At 35.3% G+C, this 22716-nt stretch carries 20 protein-coding genes; 19 read left to right on the forward strand and 1 reads right to left on the reverse strand.

Annotated elements, in window-relative coordinates; genetic code table 11:
- The 18 genes from ACWV26_RS04945 to ACWV26_RS05030 all read left to right on the forward strand — a co-directional run bounded on the left by ACWV26_RS04945 (position 1) and on the right by ACWV26_RS05030 (position 20530).
- Entirely contained in the window at positions 1–960 is a 960-nt protein-coding gene (locus ACWV26_RS04945) for an ABC transporter permease (protein ID WP_455897264.1), read from the forward strand.
- A 336-nt stretch (positions 961–1296) separates the two neighbouring features.
- Positions 1297–2565 (forward strand): EF-P 5-aminopentanol modification-associated protein YfmF, encoded by a 1269-nt coding sequence (gene yfmF / locus ACWV26_RS04950; protein ID WP_455897265.1) that lies wholly within the window; start codon positions 1297–1299, stop codon positions 2563–2565.
- Entirely contained in the window at positions 2565–3887 is a 1323-nt protein-coding gene (yfmH, locus tag ACWV26_RS04955) for an EF-P 5-aminopentanol modification-associated protein YfmH (RefSeq protein WP_455897266.1), read from the forward strand. The genes yfmF and yfmH overlap by 1 nt, the downstream gene beginning before the upstream one ends.
- 8 nt (positions 3888–3895) lie before the next feature.
- The gene (gene ymfI, locus ACWV26_RS04960) at positions 3896–4624 is read left to right on the forward strand and encodes an elongation factor P 5-aminopentanone reductase (protein WP_455897267.1); all 729 of its coding nucleotides are present in this window, start codon (positions 3896–3898) and stop codon (positions 4622–4624) included.
- Between the two features lie 235 nt (positions 4625–4859).
- Positions 4860–5660 carry a DUF3388 domain-containing protein gene (locus ACWV26_RS04965; protein ID WP_455897268.1) on the forward strand — a complete coding sequence of 267 codons (801 nt, stop codon included), beginning with the start codon at positions 4860–4862 and terminating at the stop codon, positions 5658–5660.
- 17 nt (positions 5661–5677) lie between these two features.
- On the forward strand, positions 5678–6580 hold the full coding sequence (locus tag ACWV26_RS04970) for a RodZ domain-containing protein (RefSeq protein WP_455897269.1): 903 nt from the start codon (positions 5678–5680) through the stop codon (positions 6578–6580).
- Between the two features lie 55 nt (positions 6581–6635).
- On the forward strand, positions 6636–7214 hold the full coding sequence (gene pgsA / locus ACWV26_RS04975; protein ID WP_455897270.1) for a CDP-diacylglycerol--glycerol-3-phosphate 3-phosphatidyltransferase: 579 nt from the start codon (positions 6636–6638) through the stop codon (positions 7212–7214).
- Between the two features lie 146 nt (positions 7215–7360).
- A complete protein-coding gene (locus ACWV26_RS04980) occupies positions 7361–8617 on the forward strand; it encodes a competence/damage-inducible protein A (RefSeq protein WP_455897271.1) in 1257 nt (418 codons plus the stop codon).
- Positions 8618–8811: 194 nt separating this feature from the next.
- Entirely contained in the window at positions 8812–9864 is a 1053-nt protein-coding gene (gene recA, locus ACWV26_RS04985; protein ID WP_455897272.1) for a recombinase RecA, read from the forward strand.
- Between the two features lie 296 nt (positions 9865–10160).
- Positions 10161–11714: a ribonuclease Y gene (rny, locus tag ACWV26_RS04990; RefSeq protein ID WP_455898179.1), complete on the forward strand. Its 1554-nt coding sequence runs from the start codon at positions 10161–10163 to the stop codon at positions 11712–11714.
- Positions 11715–11802: 88 nt separating this feature from the next.
- Positions 11803–12600: a TIGR00282 family metallophosphoesterase gene (locus ACWV26_RS04995; protein WP_455897273.1), complete on the forward strand. Its 798-nt coding sequence runs from the start codon at positions 11803–11805 to the stop codon at positions 12598–12600.
- An 88-nt stretch (positions 12601–12688) separates the two neighbouring features.
- Positions 12689–12955: a stage V sporulation protein S gene (locus ACWV26_RS05000; RefSeq protein WP_102692595.1), complete on the forward strand. Its 267-nt coding sequence runs from the start codon at positions 12689–12691 to the stop codon at positions 12953–12955.
- A gap of 531 nt (positions 12956–13486) precedes the next feature.
- Positions 13487–15238, forward strand: coding sequence for a 2-oxoacid:acceptor oxidoreductase subunit alpha (locus ACWV26_RS05005; protein ID WP_455897274.1), 1752 nt, complete (start codon positions 13487–13489; stop codon positions 15236–15238).
- Complete coding sequence (locus tag ACWV26_RS05010; RefSeq protein WP_455897275.1) at positions 15225–16091, forward strand: 2-oxoacid:ferredoxin oxidoreductase subunit beta; 867 nt, start codon at positions 15225–15227, stop codon at positions 16089–16091. Before ACWV26_RS05005 ends, ACWV26_RS05010 begins: the two co-directional genes overlap by 14 nt.
- 181 nt (positions 16092–16272) lie before the next feature.
- Complete coding sequence (gene miaB / locus ACWV26_RS05015) at positions 16273–17814, forward strand: tRNA (N6-isopentenyl adenosine(37)-C2)-methylthiotransferase MiaB (protein ID WP_455897276.1); 1542 nt, start codon at positions 16273–16275, stop codon at positions 17812–17814.
- On the forward strand, positions 17814–18248 hold the full coding sequence (locus ACWV26_RS05020; RefSeq protein ID WP_455897277.1) for a RicAFT regulatory complex protein RicA family protein: 435 nt from the start codon (positions 17814–17816) through the stop codon (positions 18246–18248). Before miaB ends, ACWV26_RS05020 begins: the two co-directional genes overlap by 1 nt.
- 145 nt (positions 18249–18393) lie before the next feature.
- The gene (gene cotE / locus ACWV26_RS05025; RefSeq protein ID WP_455898180.1) at positions 18394–18993 is read left to right on the forward strand and encodes an outer spore coat protein CotE; all 600 of its coding nucleotides are present in this window, start codon (positions 18394–18396) and stop codon (positions 18991–18993) included.
- Positions 18994–19201: 208 nt separating this feature from the next.
- Positions 19202–20530, forward strand: a complete 1329-nt coding sequence (locus tag ACWV26_RS05030) for a GntP family permease (RefSeq protein ID WP_455897278.1) — start codon at positions 19202–19204, stop codon at positions 20528–20530.
- A 71-nt stretch (positions 20531–20601) separates the two neighbouring features.
- Here ACWV26_RS05030 and ACWV26_RS05035 read toward each other — a convergent pair whose 3' ends face one another.
- Positions 20602–21447 carry a MurR/RpiR family transcriptional regulator gene (locus ACWV26_RS05035; protein ID WP_455897279.1) on the reverse strand — a complete coding sequence of 282 codons (846 nt, stop codon included), beginning with the start codon at positions 21445–21447 and terminating at the stop codon, positions 20602–20604.
- A 146-nt stretch (positions 21448–21593) separates the two neighbouring features.
- On the opposite strand from ACWV26_RS05035, the gene gnd reads away from it, so the two are divergent.
- Complete coding sequence (gene gnd, locus ACWV26_RS05040) at positions 21594–22490, forward strand: phosphogluconate dehydrogenase (NAD(+)-dependent, decarboxylating) (protein ID WP_455897280.1); 897 nt, start codon at positions 21594–21596, stop codon at positions 22488–22490.
- The last annotated feature ends 226 nt before the right edge of the window (positions 22491–22716 follow it).

Genomic DNA, 22716 nt, shown 5'->3' on the forward strand with positions numbered 1-22716 from the left:
ATGAGTTTTTTAGATGTGTTATATTTCATTATTCCTTCTGCCATCTACTATGCAGCACCGCTAATTATGACTGCAATTGGCGGTGTATTCACTGAACGATCAGGTGTTGTTAACATCGGTCTTGAAGGTGTAATGATTATTGGAGCCTTCAGTAGTATTGTATTCAACTTAACATTTGCAAATGAGCTTGGTGGATTTACACCATGGGTTGGTTTACTTGTAGCTATGGCTGTAGGGACTGTATTTTCATTAATCTTAGCAGTTGCAGCTGTTTCATTCCGAGCTGATCAAACTGTTGCAGGGGTTGCACTTAACTTGCTTGGTTTAGCGGTTTCAGTATTCTCCGTTAAAATGTTATATGATAAGGGTCAAACAGATACAATTTCAGAACGTTTTTCACGTTTTGACATTCCTATTTTAAAAGATATTCCTCTATTAGGGAAAATGCTATTTAGGGATGTGTATGGAACTTCCATATTAGCTATTGTTGTGGCATTCATTGCGTGGTTTGTCATCTATAAAACACCTTTTGGTCTGCGATTACGTGCAGTAGGTGAACACCCAATGGCAGCAGATACAATGGGGGTTAACGTATCCAAAATGCGTTATATTGCTGTGATGATTTCAGGTGCACTTGGCGGTATTGGAGGTGCGATTTTTGCACAAGCAATAGCAGGTAACTTTAGTCAAAGTACAATTAGCGGCCAAGGTTTCATGGCTATTGCAGCTATGATATTCGGTAAATGGCATCCACTTGGTGCTATGGGAGCAGCTCTATTCTTTGGCTTTGCACAATCTTTAAGTATTGCAGGTGCTTCTATTCCAGTAATTAAAGACGTACCTGAAGTAATTTTATTAATTTTACCTTATGTATTAACAATCTTAGCTTTAGCAGGATTTATCGGAAAAGCAAGAGCTCCAAAGGCTTCTGGTACACCTTATATTAAAGGAAAACGTTAATCAAAACTGCTATACGATTATTCTATTTTAAAAAAATATAGTATTCAATAAACGGAAATCTGCCACTCTTTTTATAGATTGGCAGATTTTTATTTTATGAATAAGTATGTTGTTTTACGAGCAAGTTGGTGATTTTCACATAGAATAGGTCAAACTTTTAGATTTACAATAGAAAAGTGGAGCCGAAAAGTAGTTTTTACGGGAAAGTTAAAAATGAAATTACTTAGTTATAAAGTCTAAGTTGTAACCTACTTTTACATTAGTTGCAATTTTATTCAATTGGCATGTATAGTTGGGGTAATGGTTTGTTATATTAAGTAGATAGGAGGGGTTTGAATGTTTAAATCCATTGAAATAGCAAAAGACGTTCATATTCATACAAGAGTAACCGATCAATTCAAAACCGTGAATTTTTCGCTTAAATTTAGAAGACCTTTAAAGGAAGAGGAAGCAGCACAAAGAACTGTTTTATCAAATGTGTTGCAACATAGTAATGCCAAATTCCCATCTACTGCTAGTATGCGTATGTATCTTGATGATTTATACGGTACAGTATTGTATTTAGATACATCTAAAAAAGGCAATGAACATGTTGTATTATTAAATGTTGAAACAGTCAATGATCAATACTTGCAACATGGAGATGTATTAGGAAAAGTATTAGAATTAATGCATACTGTACTATTCGAACCAAATTATGAGAATGGTGTCTTCAAAGAAAATATCGTAACGCGTGAAAAAGAAATGGTTAAAGAACGTATACAATCCATTTTTGATGATAAATCTCGTTACGCACAAAATCGCTTAACGAAAATTTTAGCTCCAAATCATCCAGCTTCCATTTCTGCAAATGGCACAATTCCAGCAGTAGAAGTAATTACCCCACAATCTTTAAAGGATACATATCAACACATGATAGAAGAAGATGTGATTGATATCTATGTAGTAGGGGATATAGATGAGGATAAAATGATCGAAGAATTAAAAAAAGCATTACCATTCGGCGATCGTAAGTTGGTATTTGAAAATCAAAGCATGCCTAAAATCGAACCAACTGATTCTTACGTAAAAGAAACGCAAGAAATGAAACAAGGAAAACTGCATATCGGTTTTACTACTCCTGTTTTCTTTAAAGACGCAGATTTCCCGAAGATGCAAATCTTTAATGGCATTTTTGGTGGCTATCCACATGCCAAGCTATTTATGAATGTTCGTGAAAAAGAAAGCATGGCTTACTATTGTTCAAGTTCTTATTCTGCACAATATGGCTTAGTTTACGTCATGTCTGGTATCGATGCAGAAAATGAAAAGAAAGCAACACAATTAATTGATGAACAATTAAAAGCTATGCAAAATGGTGAAATAACGGATTTAGAAATTACACAAACAAAGGCAATGCTCCAAAATCAATTGAAAGAAGCTTTAGATTCTGCACGAGGTCAAATTGAAATTTTCGATCAATATAAAGATTTAGATGAGGAATTCAGTGTTGAAGCTTGGCAAGCAAAATGGCAAGCGGTGACTAAACAAGACGTCGTAGATATGGCAAAGCAATTGCATAAAGAAACCGTCTATTTCTTGAGTGGAATGGAGGACCAAAAATAATGGAAACAATTCGTTTTGATCAATTAGATGAGACTTTGTATTATGAAAAACTTGAGAATGGTTTAGATGTTTATATTTTGCCGAAAAAGGGCTTCTCTAAAACATTCGTTACATTTACTACGAAATATGGTTCAGTTGACCGTTCTTTTGTACCACTTGGTGAACAAGAAGCAATCACAGTCCCCGACGGAATTGCACACTTTTTAGAACATAAAATGTTTGAAAAAGAGGATGGAGATGTATTCCAAAAGTTTAGTGAATATGGTGCTTCAGCAAATGCCTTTACTTCATTTACAAGAACAGCTTATCTGTTTTCTGCAACCAATCATGTATTTGAAAGTACTGAAACATTATTGAATTTTGTTCAAGAACCTTACTTCACTGAAAAAACGGTTAACAAAGAAAAAGGGATTATTGGTCAAGAAATTACAATGTATGACGACCAACCTGATTGGCGTTTATATTTTGGTGCAATCGAGAATATGTTCAAGGAACATCCTGTTAAAATTGATATCGCGGGTACCGTAGAATCGATTGACAAAATTACAGCAGACCATTTATACACTTGCTATAATACGTTCTATCATCCATCCAATATGTTGTTATTTGCAATTGGAGCTTTAGAACCTGAAAAGATGATGGAACTTATTCGGAAAAATCAAGCAAAAAAAGAATTCGCTAAACCAACAACAATTAAGCGAATTGAAGTTAAAGAACAAACAGAGGTTGCTATTCCCGAACGCTCATTACGGATGGATGTGTCAAAGTCAAAGGTATCTGTAGGTCTAAAAGCAAAGGAAACAAGTCTATCTGGGCGTGAAATGTTAAAACATGAACTTGCGATTAGTTTAACATTAGATATTTTATTTGGCCGATCATCTGATTTTTACACAAAGGTGTATGAAGAAGGATTAATTGATGAATCTTACTCATACGATTTTTCTTTAGAACATGGATTTGGCTTTGCGATGATTGGTTCTGATACGTATAAACCAGACGAACTAGTTCAAGCTATTAAAGGACAATTGAAAAAAGCAGAGGAAAAATGGCCTTTTGGGGAAGAAGAATTAGAAAGAGTAAAACGTCGTAGAATTGGATTTAATTTGAGAGCGCTAAATTCGATTGAATTTATTGCTAATCAGTTTACACGTTATAAATTTAATGATATGAATTTATTTGATTCTGTTTCTGCAATTGAAGAGTTGACCGTAGCAGATGTGCAAGAAGCTTTTAAATCTCTACAGGGAGAATCACAACAAACTGTATTTAAAATTTTACCGTTAGAAGATCATTCAAAGACTGATTCAGTAAAAGAAGGTTAATCATTAATATGAAGAAATTTGCGTTAGTATTAGGCGCTTCCGGTTCAATCGGAAGTGCCATCTGTCATGAATTAGCGATGGACGGTTGGTCGTTATATATGCAATACAATGACAATAAAACAAGCATACAGGGTTTGGTTCAAAATCTTATAAAAGAATTTCCTGATCAAGAGTTTATGACAATACAAGCTGATTTAACTAGTGATGATGGTGCTAAGAAAATCTCCCAATCTATTTTTTCATTAGAAGCTATTGTTATCGCAAGTGGTCATGCATTATATAAACTAGTGGAAGATACGACAGTTGAAGAGATGAATACACTTTGGAAGGTACATGTTCAAACCCCAATTCAGTTGATAAGCTTACTTACTTCTAAACTACGGCAGCATAGTGTTAGCTATATTACAATCATAGGTTCAATCTGGGGTGAAACAGGTGGAGCTTACGAAACTTTATACTCAACTGTAAAAGGTGCAATACATGCATTCGTTAAAGCATATGCCAAAGAAGTATCTTACAATGGAATTCGTGTTAATGCAGTCGCACCGGGATTAATAGATACGAAGATGAATGGACATTTAAGTGATGAAGAAATGTCTACTTTAATAGATGAAATTCCGTTAGAGCGCGCTGGTAAGCCAGAAGAAGTAGCCTACTTAGTAGCATTTCTACAATCTGGAAAAGCAGATTATATAACAGGGCAAATACTAAGCATTAATGGTGGTTGGTACATATAATTGTAGTTTTAATACATTCTCAAAAATGATAGTGTTAAAAGATTATAGTAGGGTAAAGTATAGTATTGAATAGTAATGTATATACGTTTTTTTGTGTTCTGGGATGCCCTAAAAGTGTTTAATTACACTTTTAAGAAATCCCTTTCCTTTTTTTCTTTTCTTCTATGGGAAAATCGGCTATTATGGAACATAGAAAATGTTTTAAGCGTCTTATAATAGAAGGGATCGTTGTATCGTGAGAGAATGGTATTTTGAATATGAAATACAGATCAATCGCCCCGGATTATTAGGTGATATTGCATCATTATTAGGAATGCTTCGCGTTAATATAGTTACAATCAATGGTGTTGACCAAGTACGAAGAGGAATGCTTTTACGTGCTGAGAACGAAGAGCAAATTGAGCGCTTTAGAAATATTGTTTCAACTATGGAAATGATTAAAGTTACTAAATTCCGACAACCTACTACACGGGATCGTTTAGCAATTCGGCATGGTCGTTATATTCAAAGAGAAGCGGATGAGAAAAAGACATTTAGATTTGTTCGAGATGAGCTTGGAATTCTTGTAGATTTTATGGCTGAGATTTTCAAAAAGGAAGGCCGGAAATTAATTGGAATTCGTGGTATGCCTCGTGTTGGTAAAACTGAGTCAATTGTCGCATCAAGTGTTTGTGCAAATAAAAAATGGATATTCCTATCTTCGACTATGATTAAACAAACTTTACGTAATCGACTTTTGGGAGATGAATTTAACAGTAACAATGTATTCATCTTAGATGGAGTAGTTACAAGACGTTCGTCGGACGAGGGACATCAACAATTGGTTCGTGAAATAATGCAATTACCGACAATTATCGTGATTGAACATCCTGATATGTTCGTGCAATATTCTGAATATACAATTGATGACTTCGATTATATTATCGAATTAAGACATCATCCAGATGAAGAAATTACATACGAGGTGTTAGAACGTAATAATAGCTTTCTGCAAGATTCGGGTGGTTTCGGCGGTTTTGGAGGATTTAATTTTTAACAGGAAGGTGTTTACAATTGACAGAACTAGGAGCTCGTTTAAAGGAAGCGAGAGTGTCAAAAGGTTATAGTCTGGATGATTTGCAAGAAATTACTAAAATTCAAAAAAGGTATTTATCTGCTATTGAAGAAGGTAATTTTAACATGATGCCTGGGACATTCTATGTACGAGCATTTATCAAACAGTACGCAGAAGCAGTGGGCTTAGATTCAATCGAATTGTTGGAAACTTATAAAGGTGAAATACCTGCAAATAAAACGGCAGAAAATGTATCAGCAACGGCGAACATCCAACAACCTCAAGCTAGAAGAAGTCTTACAAAAAAAACAGCTGGAGGAAGTTCTGATTGGATGCCGAAGATAATTGTTGCCTTATTTATCATCATTATTATTGCAGCGATTTGGTTTTTAAAACAACACAATTCTAGCAGCAGTGTTGTAGATGATCCAAAACCACAAGACGTTCAAGTTGAAACAGACGTTAAAACCAATAGTAATAAGGATAAACAAGCTCAAGAAAATACTGCAGCAAAAGACACAAATGTGTCAGATCAACAATCACAAAAAGATCAAGCGGCAAACGATAAAGTGGTACAAAAAATATCAAAAGGTACATTAGAAAGTGATAATGAAACAACAACATACTCATTAACAGGTGCTAAAGACTTTAAAGTGAAAGTTGAAGTTAGTGGTACTACATGGGTAGGAATACAAGACGAAAATGGTAACGAGCTAACGGGTACAGCAAAAATGTATAATGCTGGTGAAAAAGTTGAAGTCGATGCTAAAGGAAAGAAAAGTGTTCGAGTTAGACTTGGTGCATCTGCAAATGGTACTGTATATGTAAATGATGAAAAAATTAAATTTGCAGCATCTCCTTCAGAACGTTATACTCAAAATATTGTTATTAAATTCGAGTAAGGGAACAGTCATCTGATGAAGATGACTTTTTCCTTTGTTAAGAAAGGTGAAACAAATGAATATTCCGAATAGAATTACAGTCTCTCGAATCTGCCTAATTCCTATTTTCGTACTTGTAATGGTATTAGACTTTGGCTTTGGAGATATGTCTATTTTGGGCGTTACTTTACCAGTAGAGCATTTTGTCGGGGCTATGATATTTATTATTGCATCGTTGACTGACTGGATTGATGGTCATTATGCACGTAAGTACAATTTAGTTACTAATTTAGGGAAATTTTTGGATCCATTAGCGGATAAATTATTAGTATCATCTGCCTTTATCTTATTGGTTGAATTAGGTTATGCACCTGCATGGGTGGTCATTATTATTATCAGTCGTGAATTTGCAGTAACAGGTTTACGATTAATCTGTGCTGAACAAGGTGAAGTGGTAGCTGCTAACCAACTAGGTAAAATAAAAACTTGGGCACAAATTGTAGCAATTTCTTCGTTATTACTTCACAATATTATCTTTGAAATGTGGGGAATTCCTTTTGGTACAATTATGCTTTATATAGCACTATTCTTTACAATTTGGTCTGGTTTAGATTACTTCTATTTAAATCGCAAAGTTTTGTTGGAATCAAAATAATGGTTTTGTTTTCGCTAAAGAATATAATTAAATAAAATGAAAGGCTCATTTTATGAATCAATCATATATAACCACTGTTGTGAGGGTTTGATTGATAGTAAACGAATGGGCCTTTTTTTTAACTAATTGATAGGGGGATATTATAAATGAATGCTGAAATTATTGCTGTAGGTTCGGAATTATTATTAGGGCAAATTACAAATACTAATGCACGTTTTATCTCCAGCCAACTGTCTGAACTAGGCATTAATGTTTACTATCAAACTGTAGTAGGAGACAATTCAAATAGGCTACTAGAAGCAATTAAAATTGCAGAAACTCGTTCTGATTTAATCATTTTTTCTGGTGGATTAGGACCAACAAAAGACGATTTAACAAAGGAGACAATAGCGAAACACTTACATACTGATCTAGTAGAAGATGAGTTCGCTATGAAGGCGATTGAAGACTTTTTTGCCAAACGGAACCGAGTTATGACTGCTAATAACCGAAAACAAGCACTTGTATTAAAAGGCTGTGAAGTTTTAGTAAATAAGAATGGCATGGCTCCAGGAATGATATATGATTATGATCATCGTACCTATATTTTACTGCCAGGTCCACCTAAAGAAATTGAACCAATGTTTCAATTTGAAGCAAAGCCAAAGCTCTTATCGCGTATGCACCAAGGGTCTAAAATTGTCTCTCATGTATTGCGTTTTTACGGAATTGGTGAAGCTGAACTAGAAGATAAAATTCAAGATTTATTGGATAATCAAACTAATCCAACGATTGCACCACTAGCATCTGATGGTGAAGTGACACTTCGAATAACAGCAAATACTGAAAATGACGAAAAAGCTTGGAAGTTGATTAACGCAACAAAAGACAAAATATTAGATAGAGTTGGAAAATATTTCTACGGTGTAGATGATGATTCACTATCAAGTAAAATAGCCGAAATGCTTATAAATAATAATCTAACAATTGCAGCTGCTGAAAGTTTAACAGCGGGACTATTCACATCAGAGCTTGCAGAAAATACAGGTATTGGTCAATCATTACTCGGTGGCATGGTTACTTATAATGAGCAAGTAAAAAAAGAGCAATTGGGTATGCCGAAAGAAATTTTAAATGAGTTTGGCGTAGTAAGCGCTGAGTGTGCAGGAGCGATGGCAAAATTAGTGAGAGAAAAATTTAAATCTAATATTGGTGTTGGTTTAACAGGTGCAGCTGGGCCAGATGCACATGGTGATCAACCTGCAGGAACAGTATGGATTGGCATCGCTATCGATAATGATCAACCTAAAACCTATCAATTACATTTATCAAGTATGCGAAATACAAATAGACTGCTTGCGGTGAAATTTGCTTTTCACTATATAATTCAATTATTAAACGAAAAAGGCTATTCAAAAATATAAAAAGTGTACAAAATTAAATTTTGATAAGAAAAAGACAAGCAAAATAGACATTTTATATGCTTTTAGTCTATTAAATTTTAATTCTGCACAAAAAAATTACGAATAAACGTTCGCTTTTTTCTTGTGTTTTTCTCAAAAAAGAAGTATAGTAGAGACAGAAATAAAAGTGAACTTACTTTTAAGGAGGAACTAGATTGGACGAACGTAAAGCGGCATTAGATATGGCTCTGAAACAAATTGAAAAACAATTTGGTAAAGGGTCTGTGATGAAATTAGGAGAACAGGCAGACCGTCGAATTTCTACATCTTCAAGTGGCTCTTTAGCACTTGATACTGCACTTGGAGTTGGTGGATATCCACGAGGTCGAGTCATTGAAATATACGGACCAGAAAGTTCTGGTAAAACAACAGTAGCACTACATGCTATCGCAGAAGTACAAGCAAATGGAGGGCAAGCAGCATTTATCGATGCTGAACATGCTCTTGATCCTGCTTATGCTTCTAAACTTGGCGTTAATATCGACGAATTGTTACTTTCTCAACCAGATACTGGTGAACAAGCTTTAGAAATTGCTGAAGCCCTTGTACGAAGTGGTGCCATTGATATTATCGTTATTGACTCAGTAGCAGCACTTGTTCCGAAAGCAGAGATTGAAGGCGAAATGGGAGACTCTCATATGGGTTTGCAAGCTCGCTTAATGTCTCAAGCATTACGAAAACTATCTGGAATTATCAATAAATCTAATACGATTGCAATCTTCATCAACCAAGTTCGTGAAAAGATTGGTGTTATGTTCGGTAACCCTGAAACAACACCAGGTGGACGTGCACTTAAATTCTACGCTTCTGTACGTTTAGAAGTGCGTCGTGCAGAATCAATTAAACAAGGTAATGAAATGGTTGGTAACCGTACGAAGATTAAAGTTGTGAAAAATAAAGTAGCTCCACCATTTAAAACTGCTGAAGTTGATATTATGTATGGAGAAGGCATATCAAAAGAAGGCGAAATTATCGATATCGGTGTTGAAAAGGATATCGTAGAAAAAAGTGGCTCATGGTATGCATATGAAGATGAACGATTAGGACAAGGTCGTGAAAATGCTAAGCAATTCTTAAAAGAAAATCCAGAAATCCGTGATGAAATTGCGCAAAAAATACGTGTTGCTTCAGGTATTGGTGATGGTCAAGTAGTTGTTCCTGAAGAAACTGAATCAGATGAAACTCCTTCATTATTTGATGGAGAATAGACTGTTCAATAGAACTTTACACAAAAAGCAGAATATAGTTTTGTAAAATAGCTGGAAAATCTTTAGTTTACTATTTTCATCTAACGAGTTGGCTGCCCTAAAAGAGATATAAACACTCTTAGGGCAGCCTATTTTATATATATCCAAAAACTGTGAATCCTTGACAGGTCTATGTATCAACTATACAATTAAGTTGTATTATTTCTAAAATTGAAATGAAATTGGCACTATATTGAATATTCAATGTAAAGCCGATGAAAGAGAATATGAAAACAGCAAGAGGAGGTGTTCGAATGATGTACTACATCATCTCCGCTTTGCTAGGAATCATCGTCGGTGCCGCTGTTATCTATTTCGTTATGAAAAAAGTGAACGATTCAAAAGTGTCAGGTGCAAGGATTACTGCTGAGGTTATTATTGAAGAAGCTAAAAAAGAAGCAGAATCGCTTAAGAAAGAAGCACTACTTGAAGCAAAAGATGAAACTCACATACTTCGAACTGAAGCAGAAAATGACATCCGTGAACGCCGGGCAGAACTTATGAAACAAGAAAACCGGTTAGTGCAAAGAGAAGAAAATCTTGATCGCAAGGATGACGCTCTGAATAAGAGAGAATCAGGATTAGAGCGAAAAGAAGAAGCTCTATCTGAAAGACAACAGCATATTGTACAGATGGAAAGCAAAGTGGAAGAACTTGTTGCTAAACAACAGTCCGAAATTGAACGCATTTCAGCATTAACTCGTGATGAAGCAAAAGCAATTATACTAAAACAAGTAGAAAATGAGTTATCAACTGATATTGCCGTTATGACTAAAGAAGCTGAAACACGCGCAAAAGAGGATGCTGACAAAAAGGCTCGGGAAATTTTATCACTTGCCATTCAACGCTTTGCAGCAGACCACGTTGCAGAAACGACTGTATCTGTCGTTAACTTACCAAATGATGAGATGAAAGGCCGAATTATTGGCCGTGAAGGTCGTAACATTAGAACACTTGAAACGTTAACTGGTATCGATTTAATCATCGATGATACTCCAGAAGCCGTTATATTATCAGGCTTTGATCCTATACGTCGTGAAACTGCACGACTAGCACTAGAAAAACTAGTACAAGATGGCCGAATTCATCCAGCTCGTATTGAAGAAATGGTGGAAAAATCAAGACGTGAAGTTGATGAGCAAATAAGAGAAACTGGTGAACAAACAACATTTGAAGTTGGAATTCACAATCTACATCCCGATTTAATGAAAATTCTTGGCCGTATGAAATATCGTACAAGCTATGGTCAAAACGTCTTAAAACACTCAATTGAAGTAGCTCATTTAACTGGGTTATTAGCTGCTGAATTAGGTGAAGATGTAACATTGGCCAAACGAGCAGGTTTACTACACGATATTGGTAAAGCAATTGACCACGAAGTAGAAGGTAGCCATGTTGAAATTGGGGTAGAGTTGGCTACTAAATATAATGAGCACCCTGTAGTTATTAATAGTATTGCTTCGCATCATGGTGATACAGAGCCTACTTCTGTGATTGCAGTATTAGTTGCTGCTGCAGATGCATTATCAGCAGCTCGTCCAGGTGCACGGAGCGAAACATTAGAAAACTATATTCGTCGTCTTGAAAGACTAGAGGAAATTTCTGAATCCTTTGATGGTGTAGAAAAGTCCTTTGCAATTCAAGCTGGACGTGAAATTCGTATTATTGTTAGACCTGACCAAATTGATGATTTAGCATCACATCGTTTGGCAAGGGATATCCGAAAACAAATTGAGGATGAACTTGATTATCCAGGACATATTAAGGTAACCGTAATACGAGAAACAAGAGCTGTAGAATACGCAAAATAATTGATAATTCAAAAAATAACTTAATTGATAAAAAGGCTTCTTTGAACTTCGGTTGAGAAGCCTTTTTATATGGAAAAGAGTGAATAAAATGAAAGTATTATTTATAGGTGATATTGTAGGAGATATCGGATTAGATACAGTTGAATCCTATTTACCTAGATTAAAAAGAAAATATAACGTGGATGTTGTGATTGCTAATGGTGAGAATGCAGCAGCTGGTAGAGGAATGACGAAGCGTATTTATCAAAGATTACTTATGGTCGGTGTAGATGTGATTACAATGGGAAATCACACATGGGATAATAAAGAAATTTTTGATTTTATCGATGATGCTGATTATTTAATTCGCCCTGCAAATTTTTCAGATGAAGCACCAGGTAAAGGAATGGTGTCTATTACAAAAAATGGTCAATCCATTTCGGTTATTAATTTGCATGGCCGCGTATTTTTGCCACCACATGAAGATCCATTCGCAAAAGCAGAAGAATTAGTTGAAGAAGCAAAAAAAATATCGCCACTTATTTTCGTGGATTTTCATGCTGAAACAACAAGTGAAAAAATAGCATTAGGATGGCATTTAAATGGGAAAGTATCTGCTGTTGTTGGTACTCATACGCATGTTCAAACTGCTGATGCACGAATTTTCCCTGGGGGTACAGCATTTATATCGGATGTTGGGATGACTGGTCCCTATGATGAAGTTTTAGGTATGAAAAAAGAAAACGTTTTGTATCGTTTTAAAACAAATATGCCTACACGTTTTGAAGTTCCAAAACAAGGTAGGGAAGTATTTAGTGGCTTTTTTGTTGAACTAGATAATAAATCAGGTAAAGCGATAAAATTTGAACGTATATATATTAATGAGGATTATCCTTTCATACCATAATTTAGTCTATCTCATGCGTGACGTGCATACAATGTTCCATGGACAATCAAAAATGTCCCCGATTTTTCAAACTAAGGGAGGAATAGTTGTGGATTCATTGAAAGTATCGTCTCGCTCCAACCCAAATTCCGTAGCAGGTGCATTAGTGGCAGTGATTAGAGAGCAAGGATATGCAGAGATGCAAGCAGTAGGGGCAGGTGCACTCAATCAAGCTGTAAAAGCGATCGCGATTGCGAGAGGCTTTGTAGCGCCGAGTGGTACAGATTTAACTTGTTCGCCAGCATTTACAGATATACTAATCGCTGGTGAAGACCGAACAGCTTTAAAACTACTCGTAGAAAAACGAGGCAGATAGTCAAAAAAGCGAAACGCGCCCGTTTTAAGGAAGATAGCCTAAATTCGCGACATCGTTGTCGCAACGGCTATCTGACCCACTTCGTGTGGGCCCCTGACAAGCGCTGGAGGAACCGAATCGTCCTCAAGGGTCAGGCGCGTTGAGCTGGATAGAGATAAAAGCGGAGGCGGCTTGTCCAGATCCGAAATCATTGGAAGGTCCGACAGATGCGCATTTTTTCAGCTTTCGACCGAGGGACTGTTTCAAGGAAGATAGCCTAAGTTCATGTATTCTGAAATAACGACTATCTGCCATTGTTTTCGCGAGACATATAAACGGAAATACCGGATAATATCCGGTATTTTTTTGTTGTTTTGAAAGAAAATATACATAGGCCGAATTATTATCGTTACAGATTGATGAACAATGACTTCAGTCAAAGGTCTGATTTTATAGCGAAATCCGATAATAACAATAGTTTCATGTGCATGTTCATGATAAACTTATGAAGAATAAAAAAGTAAAGACGTTTATTATTAAGGAGTGTTGATTATGTTACATCAGCTTTCATGGAAAGTCGGTGGGCAACAAGGGGAAGGTATTGAAAGTACCGGAGAAATCTTCTCAACAGCGATGAACCGATTAGGTTACCATTTATATGGATACCGTCACTTCTCTTCCCGTATTAAGGGTGGCCATACGAATAATAAAATTAATGTACGTACATCAACTGTACATACAATTCCAGATGAGTTAGATATATTAGTTGCATTTGACCAAGAAACAATAGAGGTTAACTATAAAGAATTAACAGCTGAAGGAGTTATTTTAGCAGACGCTAAATTTAACCCTGTAAAGCCAGAAGATTGCCCAGCAGAATTATATGTAGTTCCGTTTACTGACATCGCTACAGAACTCGGCACTTCGCTCATGAAAAACATGGTTGCAATAGGTGCAACTGCAGCATTGATGAATCTTGAAGATGAAGTATTCCAAAGTGTAGTCAACGAAATTTTTGGCCGTAAAGGTGAAGCAGTTGTACAAAAAAATATGGAAGCAATCGCAAAAGGTCATGAAATTATGAATGACCTTTTAAAGACGCAAGTAGGTAAATTTGAACTGGAACCAGGTGATGGAAAGCACCGGTTATTTATGATTGGTAATGAAGCGATTGCTCTTGGTGCACTTGCAGCTGGTGCTCGTTTAATGAGTGCATACCCAATCACTCCAGCATCAGAAATCATGGAGTATCTAATCAAAAAGCTTCCTAAATTTGGTGGGACTGTTATTCAAACAGAAGATGAAATTGCAGCTGCCACTATGGCTATTGGTGCTAACTACGGTGGCGTCCGTGCATTTACTGCATCAGCTGGTCCTGGTTTGTCACTAATGATGGAATCACTTGGACTTGCTGGTATGACTGAAACACCTTTAGTTGTTGTTGATACACAACGAGGTGGCCCATCAACTGGTCTACCTACTAAACAAGAACAATCTGATTTAATGGCGATGCTTTATGGTACACATGGTGAAATTCCAAAGGTTGTAATTGCACCATCAACTGGTGAAGAAGCATTCTACGATACGATTCAAGCATTCAATATCGCAGATGAATTACAATTACCAGTAATTGTACTTTCAGACTTGCAGTTATCACTAGGTAAACAAACAGTAGAGCCATTTGACTACTCTAAAATTAAGATTAACCGTGGAAAATTAAACATGGATGATCTTCCAGAAATTGAAGATAAACAATACTTTAAACGTTATGAAGTAACAGAAGATGGTATTTCAACTCGAGTTGTTCCAGGCCAAAAATATGGTATTCACCATGTAACAGGTGTTGAGCATAATGAAGAAGGAAAACCATCTGAGGCAGCAGGAAATCGAAAAGTTCAAATGGACAAACGTTTCCGTAAGTTACAGCATGTACATTTTAATATGCCTGTATTTACAGATGCACCAAACGAGGAAGCAGATCTATTATTAGTAGGTTTTGGATCTACAAAAGGTGTACTAGAAGAAATACGTCCATTACTTGATGCAGAAGGAATTAAAACGAATCACGCACATATTCGTCTAATTCATCCTTTCCCAATAGATGACATGAAACCATTAATTGATCATGCGAAAAAGGTAATCGTTGTTGAAAACAACGCGACAGGTCAATTAGCTAATATTATGAAATTGAACATGGGTTACCATGATAAAATTGTAAATTTAACAAAATACGACGGTACACCATTCTTACCAAAAGAATTACTTGGTCGTGTAAAGGAGTTGCTAACAGATGGTAACATTTAAGGATTTCCGAAATACTGTAAAACCTAACTGGTGCCCTGGATGTGGTGACTTTTCAGTACAAGCAGCTATCCAACGTGCAGCAGCAAATCTTAATATAGAACCACATAATCTAGCAGTTGTTTCTGGTATAGGTTGTTCAGGACGAGTAGCAGGATATATTAATTCATATGGTTTGCATGGCATTCATGGTCGTGCACTTCCAATTGCTCAAGGCTTAAAAATGGCAAATCGAGACTTAAATGTCATTGCATCCGGTGGAGATGGAGATGGCTTTGCTATCGGAATGGGGCATACAATTCACTCGATTCGTCGTAATATCGATATCACTTATGTTGTGATGGATAACCAAATCTATGGCTTAACAAAAGGACAAACTTCACCTCGTTCAGCTGCTGGTTTTGTTACAAAATCAACACCAGGTGGAGCAATTGAGCCATCTTTAAAACCATTGGAAGTGGCCCTATCATCTGGTGCTACATTTGTTGCTCAAAGCTTTTCAACAGATTTAAAAGAACTAACAGCTATTATTGAAGCGGGTATGAAGCATAAAGGCTTCTCATTTATCAATGTATTTAGTCCTTGCGTAACATATAACAAAGTCAACACATATGATTGGTTTAAAGAACATATCACAAAACTATCAAGCATTGAAGGCTATGATGCAACAAACCGTGCAGAAGCAATGAGAACTGTAATGGATTATGAAGGACTCGTAACAGGGATTATTTATCAAAATGATGAAGAACCTTCATATCAAGAAAAAGTAGTAGGCTATCATGAAGAACCACTAAACAAAGCAGACATAATGATGAAAGAAGAAGAATTAAACGATTTAATGAAAGAATTTATGTAATTCAATTTCATTTCAATCTATTTATGAAAAAATCGTCCATATCTAATTTTGGGCGATTTTTTTTGCTATTTTTCGTTCATGAATATGACGAATATAAAACATTTAAATCTCTTATCTTGTAGGAATGCACTACTTTTAAGTATAATAGTAAAATGGGTATACGTACGAAAGGAGTTTACCGATGAACGAAGAACAAAGACTTGATAGTCAACAAGCAATAAATACAAAGTCTTCTACAACAGAAAAAGACTATAGTAAATATTTTGAGTCAACCTATACGCAGCCTTCTTTAAAGGATGCAAAGAAACGTGGAAAAGAAGAAATTCAATATCATAAGGATTTTAAAATTAATCAACAATACTTGGGAATGGGAACTGGACGCAAGTTTTTGATTCGCACTTACGGTTGCCAAATGAATGAACATGATACAGAAGTGATGGCCGGAATTTTCATGCAATTAGGATATGAGCCAACTGAAGATGTTGAAGAAGCAAATGTGATCTTAATGAATACATGTGCAATTCGTGAAAATGCTGAAAACCGAGTATTTGGGGAATTAGGTCATTTAAAACCTTTAAAACTAAAAAATCCAGATTTACTAATTGGTGTTTGTGGTTGTATGTCTCAAGAAGAAGCAGTTGTGAAAAAAATATTAAAGACATATGACCAAGTTGATATGATTTTTGGAACACATAATATTCATCGTTTACCGGAAATCTTAAACGAAGCTTATTTATCGAAAGAAATGGTAATTGAAGTGTGGTCTAAGGAAGGGGACGTCATTGAAAACCTTCCAAAAGTACGTAAAGGCAATACAAAAGCATGGGTTAATATTATGTATGGTTGCGATAAGTTTTGTACATACTGTATCGTTCCATATACACGAGGTAAAGAACGTAGCAGAAAACCAGAAGATATCATTCAAGAAGTTCGTAGCTTAGCAGCGCAAGGCTATATGGAAATTACTTTGCTAGGTCAAAATGTTAATGCATACGGAAAAGACTTTGATGGTCAAAATTATCGTTTAGGCGATTTAATGGATGATTTACGGAAAATTAATATTCCACGTATTCGTTTCACAACAAGTCATCCAAGAGATTTTGATGATCACTTAATTGAAGTGTTAGCGAAAAAAGGAAATTTAGTTGAACATATACATTTACCAGTTCAATCTGGGTCTAGTGAAATGTTGAAAATTATGGCACGTAAATATACACGAGAAAGCTATTTAGAGTTGGTGCATAAAATTCGTAAAGCAATACCCGATGTCGCACTCACTACAGATATTATTGTAGGCTTCCCAAATGAATCAGAAGAACAATTTGAAGAAACTCTTTCTTTATATAGGGAAGTAGGCTTTGAAATGGCCTATACGTATGTATATTCTCCTCGTGAAGGAACACCAGCAGCGAAGATGGTAGATAATGTACCTTTAGAAGTGAAAAAAGATCGTCTACAACGATTAAATGACGTAGTAAATGAATACTGCGGACAAGCTTTAAAAAAATACGATGGTCAAATCGTAGAAGTTTTAGTTGAAGGTGAAAGCAAAAGAAATCCAGAAGTTTTGGCTGGATATACAAGAAAAAATAAACTTGTTAACTTCGTCGCACCTAATGAAGTGATTGGAAAACTCGTGAAAGTGAAAATAACTGAAGCGAAAACCTGGTCATTACAAGGTGAATTTTTAGAAGTTGTATCAAACCAAGAGGTGAATGTATAATGGCAAATGTATTTACAAAAGACGATATTATTGAGAAAGCACATGAAATTGCACATATGATTGCTAATACTGAAGAAGTTGAATTCTTTAAACAAGCAGAAGCGCAAATTAATGAAAATCAATTTGTTCGTGAAAAAATCGCAAGTTTAAAAAGCTTACAAAAACAAGCTGTAAACTTCCAACATTATGGAAAAGAAAAAGCATTAAAGTTAATCGAAGAAAAAATAGATAAGATCGAGGAAGAAATCGATTCTTTACCAATTGTTGTAGAGTTCAAACAATCACAAGGTGATGTTAATGATTTACTCCAACTTGTAGCAAACACAATTGCTAATAATGTGACAGATGAAATTGTTGAATCAACTGGTGGAGATGTTTTGCGTGGCGAAACAGGCTCTAAAGTACGCAACTCTGAACCAGGAAGTTGTTCATAACACTGTAGTTAATAAAAGGAGGTTTCCTTAGAGCATTATTATTCTAAGGAACCCTCCTTTTTTGTCGATTTTCTTTTTAGAATTAGGCACCCGCTAGGCAGATGTCGCATATGATGTGGTGAACGCAAGCAAAGGAGGAATTACGCTGAAACAGTTTCGTCATATTGTGACAAAAGCAGTGGTTGCGAAGGGTAAAAAGAGAACAGAAAGCAGTGAAACACTACGTCCAACTAATAGACCGTCAAGTATTTTGGGTTGTTGGGTTATCAATCATACTTATTCCGCTCATAAAAACGGAAAATTTGTAGAAGTATCAGGTAAATTCGATGTTAATGTATGGTATGCATACAACAATCATTCTAAAACTGCAGTATTTTCTGAATCTATTCCATATCGTGAAAGAATCAAACTGAATTATCGTGATGGAGATTCAACAGGTAAAGAAGAAGTGCATATTCGAGTAATACAACATCCGAATTGCATTGAAGCGGTAATCAGTCCAGATGGGGAGCATTTTAACATCACCATTGAAAGAGAATTATTAGCAGAGGTTGTTGGAGAAACAACTATTTGTATCAACATTCATCCAATCGATTTTGAGGAGGAATGGGAGTTTGAAGACGAAAGCTCATCCACATCTCATGGTGTAGGTTCAGTTGGATCTTCAAGTTCATCAAGTTCGTCATCATCCTCTTCATCATCATCAGAACTATCCAGCTTTGAATCATCATCATTCCATAAATAAGAAAAAAAAGTCGGGAGCTTTACACCGACTTTTTTTACATAGATAAAGGTTTATGGGGAATAAAAAGTACAACTGTTAAATAACAGATAGAAAATTTTTTCTAAATTTTAATTGATTTAAGTAATTTTTTTTCTTATAATTAAGTATATGAAAATGCTTACATTCAATACAGAACAAATAATTCACACAATAAAAGAGGGATGTTAAATTGGACGCTTATTTAATAATCATTACATTATTAGCGATTGGCATTGTTATAGTCGCTGTATCAGTCTTTAAATGGCATGCATTTATTAGTTTATTAATTGCTAGTCTATTTCTTGCCATCTTCACTGGTATGAAGTTAGATGAAATTGTAAAGGCCTATGAAACGGGTGTTGGAGGAACACTTGGTCACTTAATCGGTATCATTGCATTAGGTGCCATATTAGGTAAAATGCTCGCTGAGTCAGGAGCCGGTTTAAGAATTGCGAATTTCTTTATAAAAGTTTTTGGTGAAAAGAAACTACCATGGGCAATGTTCTTTTCAGGATTCATTATTGGGATTCCAGTTTTCTTCGAAGTAGGTATTTTAATCTTACTTCCACTTGTAATCTCAATTCAAAAAGCTTCTAAGAAAAATATTTTATTAATTGCTTTACCAGCGATTGCTGGATTATCCATTGTACATGGTTTGGTTCCTCCACATCCTGGAGCTGTTGCCGCAATCGGAATTTATAACGCAAATTTAGGAAAAGTACTTCTTTATTCATTAATTATTGCGATTCCATCAGGTATTATTGGTGGACCTCTTTTTGCAAAATTTATAAGTAAACGTGTAAAACCTGTTGAAGAACCTGAATTTATACATGTAGATAAGAAAGCAGAAGATCAAATGCCAAGTACATTTATCTCATTCTTCACTATTTTACTGCCAGTTATATTAATGGTTCTTGGAACGACGGCTCCTTATATGCATGCAAATAAATCACTTGAAAGTTTATTTACATTTGTAGGAAGTCCGTTAATTGCATTACTTATCTCTGTATTTTCAGCTTATTATTTCCTTGGGTTCCGTCTAGGACAAGATAAAAAAGCAATAAAGAAATTTACAGAAGATTGTTTAGTACCAGTAGGCTCTATTGTTTTAATTATTGGTGCTGGTGGTGGATTTAAACAAATATTGATTGATAGTGGAGTAGGCGATACGATCGGTCATTTAGCTCAAAACTTCTCGGTATCACCACTAGTATTAGCGTTTGTTATTGCAGGGTTAATCCGAATAGCAACTGGCTCTGCTACTGTGGCACTTACTACAGCAGCTGGGATTGTATCTCCGATTATTGCGAATATGTCAGGAGTTAACCTAGAACTTCTTGTTATTGTTACTGGAGCAGGTTCATTAATGTTCTCACATGTTAATGATGCAGGATTCTGGATGGTTAAAGAATATTTAGGATTATCTATTAATGAAACATTCAAAACGTGGACTGCATTAGAAACAATTCTTTCATTTGTAGCATTTGTTTGTGCGTTAATCGTGGATGCAATTATTTAGTAGTAAAAGGATTAATGATTGGAAGATATGGAGAAGATTTTGTATAGAACACAAAATCTTCTCCTATTATTTTATACACGTGTTTTAGAAATGGCGTGTCGTATTTTTTCAAGTGTATGATTTGCTTCTTCTTTATGTTGGACCATCGTATTGACATATAGTGCATCAATAATACTTAGTTGACCGATTCTTGATGACAGTGCTTCTGAACGATATTCTGTTTCTTCTGAACTAGTATAAAGGGCAACATCTGCAATTTGACTAATAGGAGATTTAGGAAATCCCGTAATTGCTAGGATGGAGGCGCCGTTTTCTTTCGCAACTTTGGAAATTTGTAATGTATCACGATTTCGGCCGGAGTGTGAAATCACAACAGCTAAATCTTCATTTGAAAGTTGAGAAGCAGACATTAATTGAAAATGGGAATCTATAAATGCAAAGCATTTTACACCTGTACGGACAAATTTATGATAAGCGTCCATGGCAACGACAGAGGACCCGCCAGTACCATAAAAATAAATGCTCTTTGCGTGATTCATCAATGTAATGGCTTTATTAATGGAAGGTTCATCCAAAATATGCATGGTATTTTCAAGAGTTTGGATATTCGATTTGAAAATCTTCTCAAACAATGTTTTTGAATCATCTTCTTCTGAAATTTCTTCATGAATTTGCTTAATAGGCGAAACGGCTTCAGAAGCTAGTGCAATCTTCATTGCTTGATAGCCTTTAAAACCTAAGCGCTTACAAAATCTGAAAACAGTAGCGTCAGCAATATTTAAATCGGCAGAAACTTCATTGATCGTTTTATTAATAATGTTTGAAGGATTTTCTTGAATATAATCTGCAATTTTCTTTTCTTTTTCACTTAGACGAGGATAAAGTGAATAAATTTTTTTAATCGTATTATGAGACATTAAATGGCTTCCTTTCTAACAATAATCGTATCGATAGTATACCATAATGAATAGAAAGAAAAAATTTTTCTCTATATGTATATAAAAAAGAAAATATTTTTAGTATAATGGTATCAAAGCAAGCAAAACAAAAAGGAGCGTTTTTTATGAATATTGGGTTAGTTGGTTTAGGAAAAATGGGTTTCAATCTTGGAATGAATTTAATGAAACACCAACATACAGTATTTGCATTTGATGTAAATTCTGAAGCAGTTAGAAATTTCTCAACAAATGGTGGTCAAACTTTTGATTCTTTAAGCGGTTTAGTTGCTGCGTTACCAACGCCACGTGTGATTTGGTTAATGGTACCAGCTGGAGAAATCACAGTAAGTACAATTGAACAATTAAAAGAAATGCTCGTTGAAGGTGATATCTTAATCGATGGAGGAAACTCTCATTACAAAGAAGCTATTCGATTTGCTGAAGAGTTGAAACAAAAAGGTATTTCCTTTATGGATATTGGTACAAGTGGGGGTACTTCAGGTGCATTAAATGGTGCATGTATGATGATAGGTGGGGAAGAAAAAGCATTTAAAGTAATCGAACCATTCATCAAAGATGTATGTGTAAATTCAGGCTATTTATATGCAGGGAAATCTGGTAGCGGACATTTCTTGAAAATGATTCATAACGGAATAGAATATGGGATGATGCAAGCAATTGCAGAAGGTTTTGAAGTATTAGAAAAAAGCCCATTTGATTACGACTATGAAAAAGTTGCTGAAATGTGGAATCATGGATCTGTAATCCGTTCTTGGTTAATGGAATTAACTCAAAATGCCTTTTCTAAAGACCCAAAACTAGATGATATTAAAGGTATTATGCATTCTTCAGGAGAAGGGAAATGGACAGTTGAAACTGCACTTGAATTACAAGCGCCAGTACCAGTAATAACGCTTGCTCTTATGACACGTTATCGTTCATTAGAAGATGATACATTTACAGGTAAAGTAGTAGCAGCATTACGCAACGAATTTGGTGGACATGCTGTAGAGAAAAAATAGGATTATATAATTCGGCCAGTTATCTAAAATTTAGATAACTGGATTTTTTTATTGTAATATTAAAAAAATTTTCGTTCATAAAACTAAAATAAAAAATTATTTTCATTCTTGACTAAAAAAGTTATAATAAATATTGTCGCTTTTTAGACTGCTTAGCACAACATTGTTGGACTAAAGCATTTCTTTCATACATTACATACGATTAAATTCGTAAAATATTAATATG

The organism is Rummeliibacillus sp. JY-2-4R, assembly GCF_053847205.1.